Origin of the sequence: Catellatospora vulcania (assembly GCF_009720385.1) — a bacterium.
In the GTDB taxonomy this organism is placed as follows: Bacteria; Actinomycetota; Actinomycetes; order Mycobacteriales; family Micromonosporaceae; genus Catellatospora; species Catellatospora vulcania.
Genome location: NZ_ML769305.1, coordinates 30,794 through 49,161, shown reverse-complemented (window position 1 = coordinate 49,161; position 18,368 = coordinate 30,794). Strand labels below are relative to the sequence as shown.

Here is an 18,368-nt window from a genome sequence, read left to right as displayed (position 1 = left end):
GATGCCGAAGCGGACTGATCTCAAGCACGTGATGGTGATCGGCTCCGGGCCGATCGTCATCGGCCAGGCCTGCGAGTTCGACTACTCCGGCACCCAGGCCTGCCAGGTGCTGCGCAGCGAGGGCCTGCGGGTCAGCCTGGTCAACTCGAACCCGGCGACCATCATGACCGACCCCGAGTTCGCCGACGCCACCTACATCGAGCCGATCACGCCCGAGTTCGTGGAGAAGGTCATCGCGGCCGAGCGCCCCGACGCGCTGCTGCCCACCCTGGGCGGGCAGACCGCGCTGAACACCGCGGTCGCCCTGTACGAGTCCGGGGTGCTGGAGAAGTACGGCGTGGAGCTGATCGGCGCCGACATCGAGGCGATCCGCCGCGGCGAGGACCGGCAGCTGTTCAAGGGCGTCGTGGCCAAGGCCGGGGCCCGGCTCGGGCTGACCGGTGACCTGGTGCCGCGAAGCCGGGTCTGCCACTCGATGGACGAGGTCCGCGACACCGTCGCCGAGCTGGGCCTGCCGGTCGTCATCCGGCCGTCGTTCACCATGGGCGGCCTCGGTTCGGGCATGGCGCACACCCCGGAGCAGCTCGACCTCATCGCGGGCACCGGCCTGGCCGCCTCCCCGGTGACCGAGGTGCTCATCGAGGAGAGCGTGCTCGGCTGGAAGGAGTACGAGCTCGAGTTGATGCGCGACAAGCACGACAACGTCGTGGTCATCTGCTCGATCGAGAACATCGACCCGATGGGCGTGCACACCGGCGACTCGGTGACCGTGGCCCCCGCGATGACCCTGACCGACCGCGAGTACCAGGAGATGCGCGACCTCGGCATCGCGGTGCTGCGTGAGGTCGGCGTCGACACCGGCGGCTGCAACATCCAGTTCGCGATCAACCCGGCCGACGGACGCATCGTGGTCATCGAGATGAACCCGCGGGTGTCGCGCTCGTCCGCGCTGGCGTCCAAGGCCACCGGCTTCCCGATCGCGAAGATCGCGGCGAAGCTGGCCATCGGGTACACCCTCGACGAGATCCCCAACGACATCACCCTGAAGACGCCGGCCGCGTTCGAGCCGACGCTCGACTACGTCGTGGTGAAGATCCCCCGGTTCGCGTTCGAGAAGTTCCCCGGCGCGGACCCGGAGCTGACCACGACCATGAAGTCGGTGGGGGAGGCGATGAGCCTGGGCCGCAACTTCCCCGAGGCGCTGAACAAGGCGATGCGCTCGATGGAGACCAAGGCCGCCGGCTTCTGGACCACGCCCGACCGCTTCGGCTCCGCCGAGGAGGCCCTGGAGGCGCTGCGCATCCCGCATGACGGCCGGCTCTACGCCGTCGAGGAGGCGCTGCGCCACGGCGCGACCGTCGCCCAGGTCACCGCGGCCTCCGGCGGCATCGACCCGTGGTTCGTGGACCAGATCCTGGGCCTGGTCGAGCTGCGCGCGCAGATCCTCGACGCGCCCGTGGTCGACCTGCCGCTGCTGCGCAAGGCCAAGCGGGCCGGCCTGTCCGACCGGCAGCTCGCCGCGCTGCGGCCCGAGTTCGCGGGCGAGGACGGCGTGCGCATCCTGCGCCACCGCCTGGGCGTGCGGCCGGTCTACAAGACCGTCGACACCTGTGCGGCCGAGTTCGCCGCCGCCACGCCGTACCACTACTCGTCCTACGACGAGGAGACCGAGGTCGCCCCGAGCGCCCGGCCCAAGGTGCTGATCCTGGGCTCCGGCCCGAACCGCATCGGGCAGGGCATCGAGTTCGACTACTCGTGCGTGCACGCGGTCATGGCGCTCAAGGGCCGGTACGAGACCGTCATGGTCAACTGCAACCCGGAGACCGTCTCCACCGACTACGACACCGCCGACCGCCTCTACTTCGAGCCGCTGACCTTCGAGGACGTGATCGAGGTCGTGCACGCCGAGCACAGCTCCGGCGTGGCCGCGGGCGGCCCCGGCGTCATCGGCGTCATCGTGCAGCTCGGCGGGCAGACCCCGCTGGGCCTGGCGCAGCGGCTCAAGAACGCCGGCGTGCCGATCGTGGGCACCAGCCCCGAGTCGATCCACCTCGCCGAGGAGCGGGGCGCGTTCGGCCGGGTGCTGGCCGAGGCGGGGCTGCGTGCTCCGGCGCACGGCACCGCCATCTCGTACGAGGACGCCAAGCGCATCGCGGACGAGGTCGGCTACCCGGTGCTGGTGCGGCCGTCGTACGTGCTCGGCGGGCGCGGCATGGAGATCGTGTACGACGACGCCACGCTGCGCGACTACATCACCCGCGCCACCGACATCTCGCCGGAGCACCCGGTGCTGGTGGACCGGTTCCTCGACGACGCGATCGAGATCGACGTGGACGCGCTCTGCGACGCCGACGGCGTGGTCTACATCGGCGGCGTGATGGAGCACATCGAGGAGGCCGGCATCCACTCCGGCGACTCGGCGTGCGCGCTGCCGCCGATCACCCTCGGCGGGCGGCACCTGGACGTGGTGCGCGAGTACACCGAGGCGATCGCCCGCGGCGTCGGCGTGCAGGGACTGCTCAACGTGCAGTACGCGCTCAAGGACGACATGCTCTACGTGCTGGAGGCCAACCCGCGCGCCTCGCGTACCGTGCCGTTCGTCTCCAAGGCGACCGCGGTCCCGCTGGCCAAGGCCGCCGCCCGGATCATGCTCGGCGCGACCATCGCCGAGCTGCGCGCCGAGGGCATGCTGCTGGCCACCGGCGACGGGGGCCTGCTGCCGGAGAACTCCCCGGTCGCCGTCAAGGAGGCGGTGCTGCCGTTCAAGCGGTTCCGCACCCCCGCGGGCAAGGGCGTCGACACCCTGCTGTCGCCGGAGATGAAGTCCACCGGCGAGGTCATGGGCATCGACATGGCGTTCGGCCACTCCTTCGCCAAGTCCCAGGCCGCGGCGTACGGCACGCTGCCGACCAGCGGCAAGATCTTCGTCTCGGTCGCCAACCGCGACAAGCGGGGCATGATCTTCCCGATCAAGCGCCTGGCCGACCTCGGCTTCGAGATCGTCGCCACCGTCGGCACCGGTGAGGTGCTGCGCCGCCACGGCATCGTCTGCGAGGTCGTCGGCAAGCACAGCGAGGACGCCGAACGCGACGCCGTCAGCCTGATCGCCTCCGGCGAGGTGAAGATGGTCATCAACACCCCGCAGGGCTCCGGCGCGAAGGCCCGCTCCGACGGCTACGAGATCCGCTCCGCCGCCGTGGCCGCCGACATCCCCTGCTGCACCACGGTCCCCGGCGCCGCCGCGGCCGTGATGGGCATCGAAGCCCTCATCCGCGGCGACATGACCGTCCGCCCGCTGCAGCACCTGCACGCCGTGATCCGCCCGGAGCTGTCGGCGTGACCCTGTTCGAGAAGGTGGTCCGCCCCCGGTTGTTCCGGATCGGGGGCGGCGACGCCGAGCACGCGCACGAGTGGACGCTGCGCCGGCTGGCCGGGATCTCCCGGCAGCCGGCGGTGCTGAGCCTGCTCAAGCGCCGCTACGCGGTGGACCGGCCGGTCGACGTGTTCGGGGTGCGGTTCCCGAACGCGGTCGGGCTGGCGGCGGGCATGGACAAGAACGGGGTCGCGCTGAAGGCGTGGCCCGCGCTCGGGTTCGGGTTCGTCGAGGTCGGCACCGTGACGGCGCTGGCGCAGCCGGGCAACGACCGGCCGCGGCTGTTCCGGCTGCCGGACAGCCGGGCGATCATCAACCGGATGGGCTTCAACAACGAGGGCGCGCACGCCCTGGCGCGACGGCTGGCCGAGCTGGGCCCGCTGGGCGTGCCGCTGGGCATCTCGCTGGGCAAGTCCAAGGTGACCCCGCTGGAGGAGGCGGTGGCGGACTACCGGGCGTCCTACGACGCGCTGAAGTCCTACGGCGACTACTTCGCCGTCAACGTCTCCTCGCCCAACACTCCGGGGCTGCGCAGCCTCCAGGACCGCGACCAGCTGGACGCGATCCTGGCGGCCCTGACCGAGCCCGCGGGCACGCCCGGGGGCACGGGGTCGGCCAAACCCGTCCTGGTGAAGATCGCGCCCGACCTGACCGACCACGCCGTCGCCGAACTGCTCGAAGTGTGCCTGGCCCGGGGGGTGGCCGGTCTGATCGCGACGAACACCACGCTCAGCCGTGACGGCGTCGCCCCGGCCGACCAGGCCACGGCGGCACAGGCGGGCGGCCTGTCCGGCGCACCGCTGACCGAGCGGGCGCACAAGGTCGTGTCGTTCGTGCACGGCGAGACGAACGGCCGCCTTCCGGTCATCGGTGTCGGCGGCCTGATGACCGCCGACGACGCGGCCCGGATGTTCGACGCGGGCGCGAGCCTGGTCCAGCTCTACACCGGATTCATCTACCACGGCCCCGCCCTGATCCGCGCCGCGGCCACCCGGGCCCCCGAGGCCACCCGGTGACCGACGAGGTTGAGAAGGGCGCCTTCCACAACGGAAACCGTGGTGAAGGTGCCCTTCCTTTCACACAGGACGAGTTGGTACGGCTGGATCGGGCGCATGTGTGGCACCCGTACGGGCCGATGCCTGGCCGCGCCGAGCCGCTGGTCGTGGAGAGCGCGCAGGGCGTCAGGCTGCGGCTGGCCGACGGGCGCGAGCTGGTCGACGGGATGTCGAGCTGGTGGGCGGCGATCCACGGCTACCGGCACCCGGTGCTCGACGCCGCGGTGAGCGCGCAGCTCACGCGGATGAGTCATGTCATGTTCGGCGGGCTCACCCACGAGCCCGCGGTGCGGCTGGCCAAGACCCTGGTCGACATCACCCCGGACGGGCTGGAGCACGTGTTCCTGGCCGACTCCGGTTCGGTGAGTGTCGAGGTCGCGGTCAAGATGTGCCTGCAGTACCAGGTGTCGCGCGGCCGCCCGGCCAAGCGGCGGCTGGCGACCTGGCGGGGCGGCTACCACGGCGACACGTGGCAGCCGATGAGCGTGTGCGATCCCGACGGCGGCATGCACTCCCTCTGGGGCGACGTGCTGCCCCGACAGGTGTTCGTGGACGTTCCCCCGGTCGAGTACGACGAGTCCTATGTGACGGTGCTCAAGGACGCGCTCGCGGCGCACGCGCACGAACTGGCCGCGGTCATCGTCGAGCCGGTGGTGCAGGGGGCGGGCGGCATGCGCTTCCACGACCCGCGTTACCTGCGCGCGCTGCGGGAGCTGTGCGACGAGTTCGACGTGCTGCTGGTGTTCGACGAGATCGCCACCGGCTTCGGGCGCACCGGTGAACTGTTCGCCGCCGACCACGCCGGGGTGACGCCCGATGTGATGTGCGTGGGCAAGGCGTTGACGGGCGGATATCTGACACTCGCCGCGGCGCTGTGCACGGCCGAGGTGGCCCGGGGCATCTCGCAGGGCGCGGTGCCGGTGCTCGCGCACGGGCCCACGTTCATGGGCAACCCGCTGGCCTGCGCGGTCGCGAACGCCAGCATCGAGCTGCTGCTGTCGGGTGACTGGCGGGGCGACGTCCGCCGGATCGAATCCGGGCTGCGTGCCGGTCTCGCACCGGTGCGTGAGCTGCCCGGCGTCGCCGACGTACGGGTGCTCGGCGCCATCGGCGTGGTGCAGCTCGACCACGACGTGGACATGGCGGCCGCCACGGCCGCCGCGGTGGCGCACGGCGTATGGCTGCGCCCGTTCCGCGACCTGATCTACACGATGCCGCCCTTCGTCAGCTCCGATGAGGATGTGTCGGCCATCACGAACGCGATGTACGCGGCCGCTGCCGCCTGTGCGTCGTGACCCGGCGCCGGCGCGGTCGTGCAGCACGACCGTGCGGGCGCGACGGTCACGTCCGAGAGTGAGGAGAATTCATGGAGCCGTTCGGTGCGCGCCTGGCGCGGGCGATGGACGAGCGCGGACCGCTGTGTGTCGGGATCGACCCGCACAGCTCGCTGCTGAAGGCGTGGGGCCTGCCCGACGACGCGGACGGGGTGGCGTCGTTCTGCCGGACGACGGTCGACGCGCTGGCCGGCAGGGTCGCCGTCGTCAAGCCGCAGTCGGCTTTTTTCGAGCGATTCGGGTCCCGCGGAGTGGCGATTCTTGAGTCAACTATCCGACAGTTTAGGCAGGCCGGAACCCTTGTGCTTCTCGACGTGAAGCGAGGCGACATCGGCTCGACCGCCGCCGCATACGCGGACGCATATCTGAACCCATCGAGACCCATGTATGTCGACGCGATCACCGCGAGCCCGTTCCTGGGCCTCGGTTCGCTCGCGCCGATGTTCGACATGGCGGCTGAGCACGGCGGAGGCGTCTTCGTTCTGGCTCTCACGTCCAACCCGGAGGGTCCGGGCGTGCAACACGCTCGGGGTATCGACGGCCGTACCGTCGCGCAGACGATCATCGACGAGATTTCCCAGCTCAACAAGGGTGTGGAGCCGATCGGAAGCCTCGGACTGGTGGTCGGCGCGACCATCGGCGAAACCGGTCACGACCTGTCCCAGGTGAACGGCCCGTTCCTCGTTCCGGGGCTCGGCGCGCAGGGCGGCACGGCCGGTGATCTTCGTCGGATCTTCGCCGGGAACCTCGGCGCGGTGCTGCCCTCGTCGTCGCGCGAAGTGCTCGGCGCGGGTCCCGACGTGCAATCGCTTCGGGACGCGGCATCTCGGACTCTCGATGCCTGCCGGGACGCATTGGGACGTCCGGGCCGGTCGTGACCTTTCCGTGATCATGCGCGGTGACGTTGCCGAAAACGCCGTCGACCGCTAGGTTTCCCCGCGCTGGGCTGATCTGCTCGCGTGGCCCACCAGTCACGCGGGTTTTCACCAGCAACGGATGCCGAAGGTTAGCCGCCGAGTCCGGTGGGGAACCCGACGCACCACACGCCGGCGATCCCGTCGGCGTGACCAAGAGGACCTGAGGAGAACTGGTGCCGCTCCCGTCACTGACCCCAGAGCAGCGCGCTGCCGCGCTGGAGAAGGCCGCGGAGGTCCGCAAGGCTCGGGCTGAGCTCAAGGAGCAGCTCAAGCAGGGCAAGACCACCCTGGCCGCCGTGCTTGACCGCGCCGAGGGCGACGATGTCGTCGGCAAGCTCAAGGTTTCGGCCGTGCTGCAGGCGCTCCCCGGCATCGGCAAGATCCGGGCCACGCAGATCATGGAGAAGCTGAAGATCGCCGACTCCCGCCGCCTGCGCGGGCTGGGCGACCAGCAGCGTAAGGCGCTGCTGGCCGAGTTCGCGGCCTGAGCCGACGAACCTCGTCAGCTGAAAAAATCGCCGCGGGCGGACGCCCCGTCCGCGGCGAACGGGCAGCGGTGTGCCGAGGCTCCACCGCCTGCCCACCGGAACGGTCCGCCACCTGCGGTGTGAGTGACCCTCACACCTTCGGGTGATCGGTTCGTTCCACAGATCGTCGCCCGGCGGCGCTGTCGTTTCGACAGCGCCGCTGGTTCGTTTATGCGGGCAGGAAGGCCCCATCCGGGCCGGAACCCCCTGTTAAGTCTTGGTGACGTACTGCTCAAACAGGGGCCCGGCTGCCACCTCCGCTCCTCGATTGGGTAGAACTTGAGAATGGAAGACGACGTACCGCTCGCCGCCAGAGCGGCCGCGCCCGCCCGCCTGACCGTGCTCTCCGGTCCTTCCGGTGTCGGCAAGGATGCCGTCATCGAGGTCATCCGGAAGCGTTCTCCCTGGGTTTGGCTGTCCGTCTCGGTCACCACCCGCAAGAAGCGCGACTACGAGATCGACGGCAAGCACTACACGTTCGTCAACCGCACCGAGTTCGAGCGCCTGGCCGACACCGGCATGCTGCTGGAGTGGGCCGAGTTCGCCGGCAACCTCTACGGCACGCCGCGCGCCGCGGTGGAGGGCCGGATCGCCGCCGGCATCCCCGCCCTGCTGAAGATCGACCTGCAGGGCGCCCGCCAGGTCCGCGAGACCTGGCCGGACGCCCAGCTCGTCTTCCTCGCCCCGCCCAGCCGCGAAGAGCTGCGCCGCCGGCTCATCGGCCGCGGCACCGAGAGCCCGGACACCATCCGCCGCCGCCTGGCCCACGCCGACGAGGAACTGGCCGCGGAGTCCGAGTTCGACACCACTGTCGTGAACGACTACCTCGAGCGCGCTGCGGACGAGTTGGTAGGATTGCTCGGTTCGCCGGCGCTCGCCGCTGCACGCCCGCGCGTTTAGCGCCCGGAACACTCTTCTACGACAAGGACTGGACACCGTGGCTGGAACCGTCGCACACCCCGAAGGCATCACCAACCCGCCCATCGACGAGCTGCTCGAGAAGACCTCGTCGAAGTACGCGCTGGTGATCTTCGCGGCCAAGCGTGCCCGGCAGATCAACGCCTACTACAGCCAGCTCGGTGAGGGCCTGCTCGAGTACGTCGGCCCGCTGGTCGAGACCACCCCGCAGGAGAAGGCGCTGTCCATCTCCATGCGGGAGATCAACGCCGGCCTGCTCACCGCCGAGCCCACCAACGAGGCCTGAGCCTCCCGGCATGGCTCGCGTCGTCCTGGGTGTAGGCGGCGGCATCGCCGCCTACAAGGCCTGCGAGCTGCTGCGCCTGCTCACCGAGTCCGGTCACTCGGTGCGCGTGGTGCCCACCGCTTCCGCGCTGCGCTTCGTCGGCGCGCCGACCTGGGAGGCGCTGTCCGGCCAGCCGGCCGCGACCGAGGTCTGGTCGGATGTGCCGCAGGTGCCGCACGTCAAGCTCGGGCAGACCGCCGACCTGGTGCTCGTCGTGCCCGCCACGGCCGACCTGCTGGCCAAGGCCGCCCACGGCATGGCCGACGACCTGCTCACCAACACGCTGCTCACCGCGCGCTGCCCGGTCGTGTTCGCCCCGGCGATGCACACCGAGATGTGGGAGCACCCGGCCACCGCCGACAACGTGGCCACCCTGCGCCGCCGCGGCGCGCTGGTGATCGAGCCCGCGGTCGGCCGACTCACCGGCAAGGACACCGGCAAGGGCCGGCTGCCCGACCCGGAGCAGATCTTTGAGACGGCGCAACGGGTGCTGGCCCGCGGCGTCGCGCCGCAGGCCGACCTGGCCGGCCGCCACGTCGTGGTCACCGCGGGCGGCACCCGAGAACCGCTGGACCCGGTCCGCTTCCTGGGTAACCGCTCCTCCGGCAAGCAGGGGTACGCCTTCGCGCGCACCGCGATCGCCCGGGGCGCCCGGGTGACCCTCGTCGCCGCCAACGTGTCGCTGCCCACGCCCGCCGGGGTCGACCTGGTCCGGGTCGGCACCACGGCCGAGCTGCGCGACGCGGTGATCGGCGCGGCCAAGGAGGCCGACGCCGTGGTCATGGCAGCGGCCCCGGCCGACTTCCGCCCGGTGGCGTACGCCGACCAGAAGATCAAGAAAACCGCGGACGGCGCCGCGCCGGTCATCGAGCTGGCCCTGAACCCGGACATCGCGGCCGAACTCGGCGCGGGCAAGCGTCCCGGCCAGGTGCTGGTCGCCTTCGCGGCCGAGACGCACGACGCGCTGGAGCACGCCCGCGGCAAGCTGATCCGCAAACGAGCCGACCTGATCGTGGTCAACGAGGTCGGCCCGGACAAGGTCTTCGGGGCCGACCACAACGAGGCGGTCGTGCTCGGCGCGGACGGCTCACAGCGAGAACTGCCCGCCCGCAGCAAGGACGATCTCGCCGACGCGGTCTGGGACCAGGTCGTCGCGCTGCTGTGATCACCGTCCCGTCCTGCGGACTCTCGGGCAGGGCTTGCGCCCGTGCGGCGCTGTAGGGAACTAGACTTTCGCCAGGACGCCGATGGCCTTACGGTCCATCCATCGTCATCAAGCGCTGTATTGGAGAAATCGAGTGGCACGTCGCCTGTTCACCTCGGAGTCGGTCACCGAGGGTCACCCGGACAAGATCGCTGACCAGATCAGCGACGGCATCCTGGACGCGCTGCTCGCCCGGGACCCGCGCAGCCGCGTCGCCGTCGAGACGCTGATCACCACCGGCCAGGTGCACGTCGCCGGAGAGGTCACCACCCAGGCGTACGCCGACATCCCGACCATCGTGCGCGACACGATCCTGGGCATCGGCTACGACTCCTCCAAGAAGGGCTTCGACGGCGCGTCCTGCGGCGTGAGCGTGTCGATCGGCTCGCAGTCGCCCGACATCGCCCAGGGCGTCGACAGCGCGCTGGAGCAGCGCTCCGGCGAGGGCGCCGACAGCCTCGACGCGCAGGGCGCGGGCGACCAGGGCATGATGTTCGGCTTCGCCTGCTCGGAGACCCCCGAGCTGATGCCGCTGCCCATCGCGCTGGCACACCGGCTGGCCCGCCGCCTCACCGCGGCCCGCAAGGACGGCGCGATCCCTTACCTGCGCCCCGACGGCAAGACCCAGGTCACCATCGAGTACGACGGCTTCAAGCCGGTCCGGCTCAACACGGTCGTGGTCTCGTCGCAGCACGCGCCCGACATCTCGCTGGAGTCGCTGCTCACGCCCGACGTCCGCGAGCACGTGATCGCGCCCGAGCTGGACGGCCTGGGCCTGGACACCGAGGGCTACCGGCTGCTGGTCAACCCGACCGGCCGCTTCGAGATCGGCGGCCCGATGGGCGACGCCGGCCTCACCGGCCGCAAGATCATCGTCGACACGTACGGCGGCTACGCCCGCCACGGCGGCGGCGCGTTCTCCGGCAAGGACCCGTCGAAGGTCGACCGCTCGGCGGCGTACGCGATGCGCTGGGTGGCCAAGAACGTCGTCGCGGCCGGCCTCGCCGAGCGCTGCGAGGTGCAGGTGGCGTACGCCATCGGCAAGGCCAAGCCGGTGAGCCTGTTCGTGGAGACGTTCGGCACCGAGACGGTGTCGGTCGAGCGCATCGAGCGCGCGATCGGCGAGGTCTTCGACCTGCGTCCCGCCGCGATCATCCGCGACCTGGACCTGCTGCGCCCGATCTACCAGCAGACCGCCGCCTACGGCCACTTCGGCCGCGAGCTGCCGGACCTGACCTGGGAGCGCACCGACCGCGTCGCCGACCTCAAGTCCGCCGTCAGCTGACCTGCTCGGCCCCGCCTGCGGCAGGCGCCCCTGAGGCGTTCCGCGCCCCCCGTTTTGCATAGACGTTGGCCTATCTGGATGAGTTCGATCGCCGAACTCTCACCCAGATAGGCCAACGTCTATTTCGGGCGGGGTGTGGGGCGGTGAGGGCGGGGGCGGGGTGGGTGGGGGGAGTCGGAGGGGTCTGCTAAGACTTCCTGGTGACTCCGCGCCCGAAACGTGATCGTGAGCCGGCCGAGCGCCTGCCCGTCGCGCGGGTGTGCGTGGACGTGCCGCTGCCGCACCTGGACCGGACCTTCGACTACCGGGTGCCGGCCGAACTCGACGTCAAGGCGTGGCCGGGGACCCGGGTGAAGGTGCGCTTCAGCGGCCAGCTCGTCGACGGGTGGCTGCTGGACCGGGTCGAGGACACCGCGCACGAGGGACGGCTGTCCTGGCTGGAGAAGGTCGTCTCGGCCGAACCGGTGCTCGACCCGCAGGTGCTGCGCGCGGCCCGGGAGATCGCCGACCGGTACGCGGGCGGCCTCGCCGACGTGCTGCGCCTGGCGGTGCCGCCCCGGCAGGCGAAGGTCGAAGCCGAACCGGCCCTGCCCGCCCCCGAGGGCCGGGTTCCGGAGCCGCCGCACGAGGGCTGGCGGCGTTATCCGGCGGGCGAGGCGTTCCTGCGGGCGCTGGGCGAGGGGCGTGCGCCGCGGGCGGTGTGGTCGGCCCTGCCGGGGGAGCAGTGGCCGGACCGGATCGCCGAGGCCGTCGCCGCGACCCTGCACGCGGGCAGGGGCGCGGTCGTCGTCGTGGCCGACGCCCGCGACCTGGAGCGCCTGGACACCGCCCTGACCGCCCTGCTGGGACCGGACCGGCACGTGGCGCTGGCGGCGGCGCTGGGGCCCACCGAACGCTATCGCCGCTTCCTGCGGGCCCGGCGCGGTCAGGTCGCGGCCGTCGTAGGCACCCGGGCGGCCGGGTTCGCCCCGGTGGCGGACCTGGGCCTGGTGGCGATCTGGGACGACGGGGACGACGTGCACGCCGAGCCGCGCTCGCCGTACCCGCACGCCCGGCAGGTGCTGCTCACCCGGGCGCAGCAGCAGGACGCCGCGGTGCTGGTGGGCGGGTTCGCGCGGACCGCCGAGGCGCAGCTGCTGCTGGCTACGGGCTGGGCGAAGGAGATCGCCGCCAACCGGGACGAGTTGCGCCGGTACGCGCCGGTGGTGCAGCCCGCCGACGAAAATCAGCTGGCCCGGGACCCGGCGGCCGCGTCGGCCCGGCTGCCCAGTGCGGCCTGGCTGGCGGCCCGGGACGCGCTGGCCGCCGGTGCGCCGGTGCTGGTGCAGGTGCCCCGGCGGGGGTACGTGCCCGCGGTTTCCTGCCAGGAGTGCCGCGAGCGGGCCCGCTGCGCGCACTGCGCGGGTCCGCTGGCGCTGGGCAGCGCGCAGGGCGTCGCCACGTGCCGGTGGTGTGCCCGGCCCGCCGCGGGGTGGACATGCCCGGCGTGCGGCGGGCGGCGGCTGCGGGCCGCGGTGACGGGCGTGCGGCGTACCGCGGAGGAACTGGGCCGGGCCCTGCCCGGTGTGCCGGTGCGCACCTCGGGGCGGGAGGCGGTGCTGGCCTCGGTGCCCGCGGAGGCTGCCCTGGTGCTGGCCACGCCGGGCGCGGAGCCGGTGGCCGAGGGCGGTTACGGCGCGGTGCTGCTGCTGGACGCCTGGGCGCTGCTGACCCGGGCCGATCTGCGGGCCACCGAGGAGGCGGCCCGGCGCTGGTTCAACGCCGCCGCGCTGGCCCGCCCGGCCGGGCGGGGCGGCAAGGTGGTCGTGGTGGCGGACACCGGCTTGGCCATCGTGCAGGCGCTGGTGCGCTGGGACCCGGCCTGGCTGGCCGAGCGGGAGCTGGGGGAGCGCCGCGAGCTGGGCTTCCCACCGGCGGCCCGGATGGCCACGCTGACCGGCCAGGCCGACGCCGTGAACGAGCTGCTGGACCTGGTCAAGCTGCCCGACGGCGTGCAGGTGCTGGGCCCGCTGCCGGTCGGCGAGGACGAGGAGCGGATGCTGCTGCGCACCGGCCGTGCCGCCGGCCTCGCCCTGGCCAAGGCCCTGCACGACGCGGCGGGCGTACGCAGCCTCCGCAAGGCAGCCCACCCCGTCCGCATCCAACTGGACCCCCACGAACTCTGACCCCGGCCACCCGGCCTCGACCGCCGCCGCGCCCGGCCTCGCCCGCCGCCGTCCCGTCGCCTGCGGGCGAAGATCGCCGTTTCGTGCCACAAAGTGCGGTGGGACCTCGCCTGGTGACACGAAACAGCGATCATGCTTCCACGGTGACCCAGCCGGACCGTCGCCAACAGGACAAAGGTCTCGCCGCGCGACCGATCGTGCAGGCGGGCACGGGGCACTCCGTAGACTGATCAGCACTGCCCTTCGTGCGACTGCCTAGGAGACGACCCCTGTGACCGTCCAGCCCATCCGTCTTTTCGGGGATCCGGTGCTGCGCACCGCCGCCGACGAGGTGGTCACCTTCGACAAGGAACTGCGCGGGCTCGTGCGCGACCTGACCGAGACCATGCGCGATGCCGGAGGTGTGGGACTGGCCGCGCCGCAGATCGGCGTCGGGCTGCGGGTGTTCAGCTTCGACGTGGACGACGTCGTCGGCCACCTGATCAACCCGGTGCTGCACTTCCCCGACGAGGAGGAGATGGACGGCGACGAGGGCTGCCTGTCCGTGCCGGGGCTGTACTACGACACCAAGCGCCGCAAGAACGTCATCGCCAAGGGCTTCAACGAGACCGGCGACGCGCTGCAGATCGTCGGCACCGGGCTGATGTCGCGGTGCATCCAGCACGAGACCGACCACCTCGACGGCGTCATCTTCATCGACCGCCTCGACATGGCCTCGCGTAAGACCGCGCTGCGCGACATCCGCCGCGCCGACTGGTACGACCCGACCCGGACCGTGGTGAAGGTGTCCCCGCACGCCGCGCCGAGCCCGTTCGGCCTGGGGAGGTAGTCCCCGTGCGCCTGGTATTCGCCGGCACGCCCGAGGTGGCGCTGCCCTCCCTGGACGCCATCGAGAAATCCGGCCACGAGCTGCTGGCCGTGGTCACCCGCCCCGACGCGCCCTCGGGCCGCGGGCGGCGCATGGTGCGCTCGCACGTGGCCGCCTGGGCCGACGAGCGCGGCATCGAGGTGCTCACCCCGGCCCGGCCGCGTGAGCCCGAGTTCCTGGACCGGCTGCGTGAGCTGGCCCCCGACTGCGTGCCCGTCGTCGCGTACGGCGCGCTGGTGCCGCCGGTCGCGCTGGAGATCCCCGTACACGGCTGGGTGAACCTGCACTTCTCGCTGCTGCCCGCATGGCGCGGCGCGGCCCCGGTGCAGCACTCGGTCTGGCACGGCGACGAGTTCACCGGCGCTTCGGTGTTCCAGCTGGAGGCGGGCCTGGACACCGGGCCGGTGTTCGGCACTCTGACCGAGACGATCCGCCCCCGCGACACCTCCGGCGACCTGCTGGAGCGGCTCGCCGTGGACGGGGCTGGACTACTGGTCACGGTGCTGGACGCGATCGGCGCGGGCGGGGCGCGCGCCGTGGCGCAGCCGGCCGACGGCGTCACCCTGGCTCCGAAGATCACCGTCGAGGACGCCGAGGTGCGCTGGGCAGAGCCCGCGTTCGCGGTGGACCGGCGGGTGCGTGCCACCACGCCCGGCCCCGGCGCGTGGACGACGTTCCGCGGTGAGCGGGTCAAGCTCGGCCCGGTGCTGCCGGTGGCCGACGGGCCCGCGCTCAAGCCCGGCGAAATGCTGGTGGAGAAGCGCAGGGTGCTGGTCGGCACCGCCACCGGCCCCGTCGAGCTGGGCGAGGTACGTGCCGCGGGCAAGAAGCCCATGTCGGCGGTGGACTGGGCCCGTGGGGTCCGCGTCGAGGGTGAGGACAGCTTCCAGTGACATCGTTCCGCGGGGGCAGCAGCTCCGGTGCGGCCAAGCCGCGCCAGCACGACCGCGACGCCCGGGGCGGGCGCGGTCCACGGGCCGGGCGGCCCGCGCACGACCCGTCCCGGATGGCGGCGTACCAGGCGCTGCTGGCGGTCCACCGCGACGACGCGTACGCGAACCTGGTGCTGCCGGGGCTGCTGCGCGAGGCGGGCCTGTTCGGCCGCGACGCGGCGTTCGCCACCGAGCTGACCTACGGCACGCTGCGCGCCCGGGGCACCCTCGACATGATCATCGCATCGGCGGCGGACCGCGACATCTCGCGTATCGACCCGCCGGCCCGTGACGCGCTGCGCCTGGGGGCGTACCAGGTGCTGCACACCCGGGTGCCCTCGCACGCCGCGGTGGCCTCCACGGTCGACCTGGTGCACTCCGTCGCGCCGGGCGCGGCCGGCTTCGCCAACGCGGTCATGCGCCGGATCGCCGAGCGCGACCTGGACGCCTGGCTGGCCGTGGTGGCGCCGTCCGAGCAGGACGACCCGGTCGGCCACCTCGCGGTCGTCGAGAACCATCCGGAGTGGATCGTGCGGGCGTTCCGGGAGGCGCTCGGCGGCGACCTCGCCGAGACCGCCCAGCTGCTCGGCGCGGACAACGACCGGCCCGAGGTGCACCTGTGCGCCCGGCCCGGCCGGTCCGACGCGATCGAGCTCGCCGACGCCGTCGGCGGCCAGCCCGGCGCGTTCTCCCCGTACGCGGTCTACCTCGGCGGCGGCTCGCCGGGCGAGCTGGTCGAGATCAAGACCGGTCGGGCGCACGTGCAGGACGAGGGCAGCCAGCTGGTCGCCAGCGCGCTGCTCGACGCCCCGCTCGATGGTCAGGACGAGCGCTGGCTGGACCTGTGCGCAGGGCCGGGCGGCAAGGCGGGCCTGCTGGCGGCGGTGGCCGCGCAGCGCGGCGCGCACCTGACCGCGGTCGAGGTGACCGAGCACCGGGCGAAGATGGTCGCCAACGCGGTGCGCGGCCTGCCCGCGACCGTCGTCTGCACCGACGGGCGCAGCGTCGGCTCCGATCGTGACCTGCCCGAGGGCGGCTTCGATCGGGTGCTCGTCGACGCGCCGTGCACCGGCCTGGGCTCGCTGCGGCGGCGTCCGGAGTCGCGCTGGCGGCGCCAGCCGTCGGATCTGCCGCCGCTGACCAAGCTGCAGCGCGAGCTGATCACCGCGGCGCTGCGCGCGGTGCGCCCAGGCGGGCTGGTGGCGTATGTGACCTGCTCGCCGCACCTGGTCGAGACCCAGGTCAGCGTCACCGAGGCGGTGCGCCGGTCCGGATTGGACGTCGAGTTCGTCGACGCCCGGCAGTCGCTGCCGGCCGGTATGCCCGGTCTCGGCGATGGGCCGACGGTGCAGCTGTGGCCGCACCGGCACGGCACCGACGCGATGTTCCTGGCCCTGCTGCGCCGCAAGGCCTGAGCCCGCCGGCCTCGGCTTGCTCGCGGCCGGGACGCTGCGCCCGGACGTGCTCGGCGGCAAAGGGCGCAGAGTCCGCCGCCGCAACAGCCGAACGACCGACAAGCCCCTCCCGTCGTGTGACGGCGGGAGGGGGACGCGGCGGGCGAATCCCGGTTCACGCTCCGTAAGCTGATCGTGTGACGCCCGACATCATCATCGCCCCCAGCATCCTCGCCGCGGACTTCGCGAACCTCGCCGCCGAGGCGCGAGCGGTGGAGGGCGCGGCGGACTGGTTGCACGTCGACGTGATGGACAACCACTTCGTGCCGAACCTGACCATCGGCCCGCCCGTGGTGGAGAGCCTGCGCCGGACCACTGCGATCCCCTTCGACTGCCATCTGATGATCGAGGACCCGAAACGCTGGGCCCCGGCGTACGCGCAGCTCGGCGCGTACAACGTGACGTTCCACGCGGAGGCCTGCGCCGACCCGGTGGCGCTGGCGAAGGATCTGCGCGCGGCCGGGACCCGGGCCGGGCTGGCGGTGGACCGCGACACCCCGATCGAGCCGTACCTGGAACTGCTGCCGCACTTCGACACGATCCTGGTGATGACCATCAAGGCGGGCTTCGGCGGCCAGGCCTTCATGCCCGAGATGCTGGACAAGGTGCGCACCGCCCGCAGCCACGTCAACGCCGGCCACCTGGACATCCGCATCGAGGTCGACGGCGGCATCGCCGCGGACACCATCGAGGCCGCGGCGCTGGCGGGCGCGGACGCGTTCGTCGCCGGAACAGCGGTGTACGGAGCCGACGATCCCGCGCAAGCCTGTCGTAAACTGCGTGCTCTGGCGGAGGCGTCCCGCGTTCGTCAGACCACATCGGACAGTGGGGGCGCGACAGTTTGACCATCGAGCCGCAGGCAGCCGGTCAGGCCGAGGTGATCCTGGTCGTCGACGACGACCCGGACATCGTACGCGTGGTCGAGGTCAACCTGCGCCTGCACGGGTTCGACGTGATGACAGCCCACAGCGGCCCGGAGGCGCTGGCGCTGCTGGAGCACCGCCGTCCCGACCTGGCCCTGGTCGACCTGATGATGCCCGAGATGGACGGCCTGGAGCTGACCCGGCGGCTGCGCGCCGACCCGATGGTCACCGCGCTGCCCATCATCGTGCTCACCGCCAAGGCGCTCACCTCCGACAAGGTGGCGGGGCTGGCCGCGGGCGCGGACGACTACATCGTCAAGCCGTTCGACACCTCGGAGCTGATCGCCCGGGTGCGCGCTGCGCTGCGGCGCAACCAGGAGGCGCGGGAGGTCTCCCCGCTGACCGGGCTGGCCGGCAACACCCGCATCCTGCGCGAGATCGCCGACCGGCTGAAGGCGGGCGACGACTACGCCGTCTGCTATGTCGACATCGACCGGTTCAAGAGCGTCAACGACGTGTACGGTTTCGGCCGCGGCGACCAGTTCATCAGCGCGCTGGCCCGGTCCATGCGCCGGGCCACGGTGTCGGTGGGCCTGCCCCCGGCGTTCCTGGGCCACGTGGGCGGCGACGACTTCGTGGTGGTCTGCCACCCGTCACAGGTGCAGGAGATCACCAGCTACGCCATCTACGACTTCCAGCGGGCCTCGGACGCGCTCTACGACCCGATCGACTCCTCGCGCGGCTACCTGGAGGTCGTCGACCGGCGCGGCATCGTGTTCGAGGTCAACCTGGTGACGCTGTCCATCGGGGTCGCCGTGTCGACCAGCCGCGCGTTCAGCCACCCCGGCGAGGTCGTCGCGGTCGCGTCCGAGATGAAGATGTCGGCGAAGAAGTACAAGGGCAATTTCGTCGCCCTCGACCAGCGCTCGGACCACCCGCCCGACCCCTCCGCGCCGCTGCCCCAGCGCCGGCCCGCCGCGGACCCCGCGGCGGTGCTGCCCCAGCAGCGCGTCACAGAGAGCGACACCGCCGCCGAAACCGGCCCGCACGCGTGACACACTGGCGTGCCGGTCAGGCACACGTCGCCTGCCGGAGCAGGACCTGGGCGTCCTTCGCAGCGCGGCGGAGGCAGACGCCGATCAAGGCTG

Annotated in this window: 15 protein-coding genes; all 15 read left to right on the top strand. The window is 72.1% G+C overall.

Features of this window, described 5'->3' with window-relative positions; genetic code table 11:
• Position 1: 1 nt before the first annotated feature.
• The 15 genes from carB to F6W97_RS12070 all read left to right on the top strand — a co-directional run bounded on the left by carB (position 2) and on the right by F6W97_RS12070 (position 18,275).
• Positions 2-3,340, top strand: coding sequence for a carbamoyl-phosphate synthase large subunit (gene carB, locus F6W97_RS12140; protein ID WP_155370373.1), 3,339 nt, complete (start codon positions 2-4; stop codon positions 3,338-3,340).
• Positions 3,337-4,389 carry a quinone-dependent dihydroorotate dehydrogenase gene (locus F6W97_RS12135; RefSeq protein ID WP_155370372.1) on the top strand — a complete coding sequence of 351 codons (1,053 nt, stop codon included), beginning with the start codon at positions 3,337-3,339 and terminating at the stop codon, positions 4,387-4,389. The genes carB and F6W97_RS12135 overlap by 4 nt, the downstream gene beginning before the upstream one ends.
• Before the next feature lie 74 nt (positions 4,390-4,463).
• Positions 4,464-5,723: an adenosylmethionine--8-amino-7-oxononanoate transaminase gene (locus tag F6W97_RS12130; protein ID WP_269059683.1), complete on the top strand. Its 1,260-nt coding sequence runs from the start codon at positions 4,464-4,466 to the stop codon at positions 5,721-5,723.
• Between the two features lie 71 nt (positions 5,724-5,794).
• Entirely contained in the window at positions 5,795-6,640 is an 846-nt protein-coding gene (gene pyrF / locus F6W97_RS12125; RefSeq protein WP_155370370.1) for an orotidine-5'-phosphate decarboxylase, read from the top strand.
• A 212-nt stretch (positions 6,641-6,852) separates the two neighbouring features.
• Entirely contained in the window at positions 6,853-7,167 is a 315-nt protein-coding gene (mihF, locus tag F6W97_RS12120; RefSeq protein ID WP_120320109.1) for an integration host factor, actinobacterial type, read from the top strand.
• Between the two features lie 324 nt (positions 7,168-7,491).
• A complete protein-coding gene (gene gmk, locus F6W97_RS12115) occupies positions 7,492-8,106 on the top strand; it encodes a guanylate kinase (RefSeq protein WP_155370369.1) in 615 nt (204 codons plus the stop codon).
• Positions 8,107-8,143: 37 nt separating this feature from the next.
• A complete protein-coding gene (rpoZ, locus tag F6W97_RS12110) occupies positions 8,144-8,410 on the top strand; it encodes a DNA-directed RNA polymerase subunit omega (RefSeq protein WP_120320111.1) in 267 nt (88 codons plus the stop codon).
• 10 nt (positions 8,411-8,420) lie between these two features.
• Positions 8,421-9,614 carry a bifunctional phosphopantothenoylcysteine decarboxylase/phosphopantothenate--cysteine ligase CoaBC gene (coaBC, locus tag F6W97_RS12105; RefSeq protein WP_155370368.1) on the top strand — a complete coding sequence of 398 codons (1,194 nt, stop codon included), beginning with the start codon at positions 8,421-8,423 and terminating at the stop codon, positions 9,612-9,614.
• A gap of 133 nt (positions 9,615-9,747) precedes the next feature.
• Positions 9,748-10,938 carry a methionine adenosyltransferase gene (metK, locus tag F6W97_RS12100; RefSeq protein ID WP_155370367.1) on the top strand — a complete coding sequence of 397 codons (1,191 nt, stop codon included), beginning with the start codon at positions 9,748-9,750 and terminating at the stop codon, positions 10,936-10,938.
• Positions 10,939-11,201: 263 nt separating this feature from the next.
• Positions 11,202-13,103 carry a primosomal protein N' gene (locus tag F6W97_RS12095; protein ID WP_155370588.1) on the top strand — a complete coding sequence of 634 codons (1,902 nt, stop codon included), beginning with the start codon at positions 11,202-11,204 and terminating at the stop codon, positions 13,101-13,103.
• A 271-nt stretch (positions 13,104-13,374) separates the two neighbouring features.
• Complete coding sequence (def, locus tag F6W97_RS12090; protein WP_155370366.1) at positions 13,375-13,932, top strand: peptide deformylase; 558 nt, start codon at positions 13,375-13,377, stop codon at positions 13,930-13,932.
• 5 nt (positions 13,933-13,937) lie between these two features.
• Positions 13,938-14,864, top strand: coding sequence for a methionyl-tRNA formyltransferase (gene fmt, locus F6W97_RS12085; RefSeq protein WP_155370365.1), 927 nt, complete (start codon positions 13,938-13,940; stop codon positions 14,862-14,864).
• The gene (locus F6W97_RS12080; RefSeq protein WP_230686614.1) at positions 14,861-16,318 is read left to right on the top strand and encodes an RsmB/NOP family class I SAM-dependent RNA methyltransferase; all 1,458 of its coding nucleotides are present in this window, start codon (positions 14,861-14,863) and stop codon (positions 16,316-16,318) included. The genes fmt and F6W97_RS12080 overlap by 4 nt, the downstream gene beginning before the upstream one ends.
• Positions 16,319-16,494: 176 nt before the next feature.
• Entirely contained in the window at positions 16,495-17,202 is a 708-nt protein-coding gene (gene rpe / locus F6W97_RS12075) for a ribulose-phosphate 3-epimerase (protein WP_155370364.1), read from the top strand.
• Between the two features lie 2 nt (positions 17,203-17,204).
• Complete coding sequence (locus F6W97_RS12070; RefSeq protein WP_155370586.1) at positions 17,205-18,275, top strand: GGDEF domain-containing response regulator; 1,071 nt, start codon at positions 17,205-17,207, stop codon at positions 18,273-18,275.
• Positions 18,276-18,368: the final 93 nt, after the last annotated feature.

Excerpts from the sequence above, each read along its gene's own strand:
- pyrF (WP_155370370.1), top strand. The coding sequence starts at position 5,795 with ATGGAGCCGTTCGGTGCGCGCCTGGCGCGGGCGATGGACGAGCGCGGA.
- coaBC (WP_155370368.1), top strand. The coding sequence starts at position 8,421 with ATGGCTCGCGTCGTCCTGGGTGTAGGCGGCGGCATCGCCGCCTACAAG.
- gmk (WP_155370369.1), top strand. The coding sequence starts at position 7,492 with ATGGAAGACGACGTACCGCTCGCCGCCAGAGCGGCCGCGCCCGCCCGC.
- carB (WP_155370373.1), top strand. The coding sequence starts at position 2 with ATGCCGAAGCGGACTGATCTCAAGCACGTGATGGTGATCGGCTCCGGG.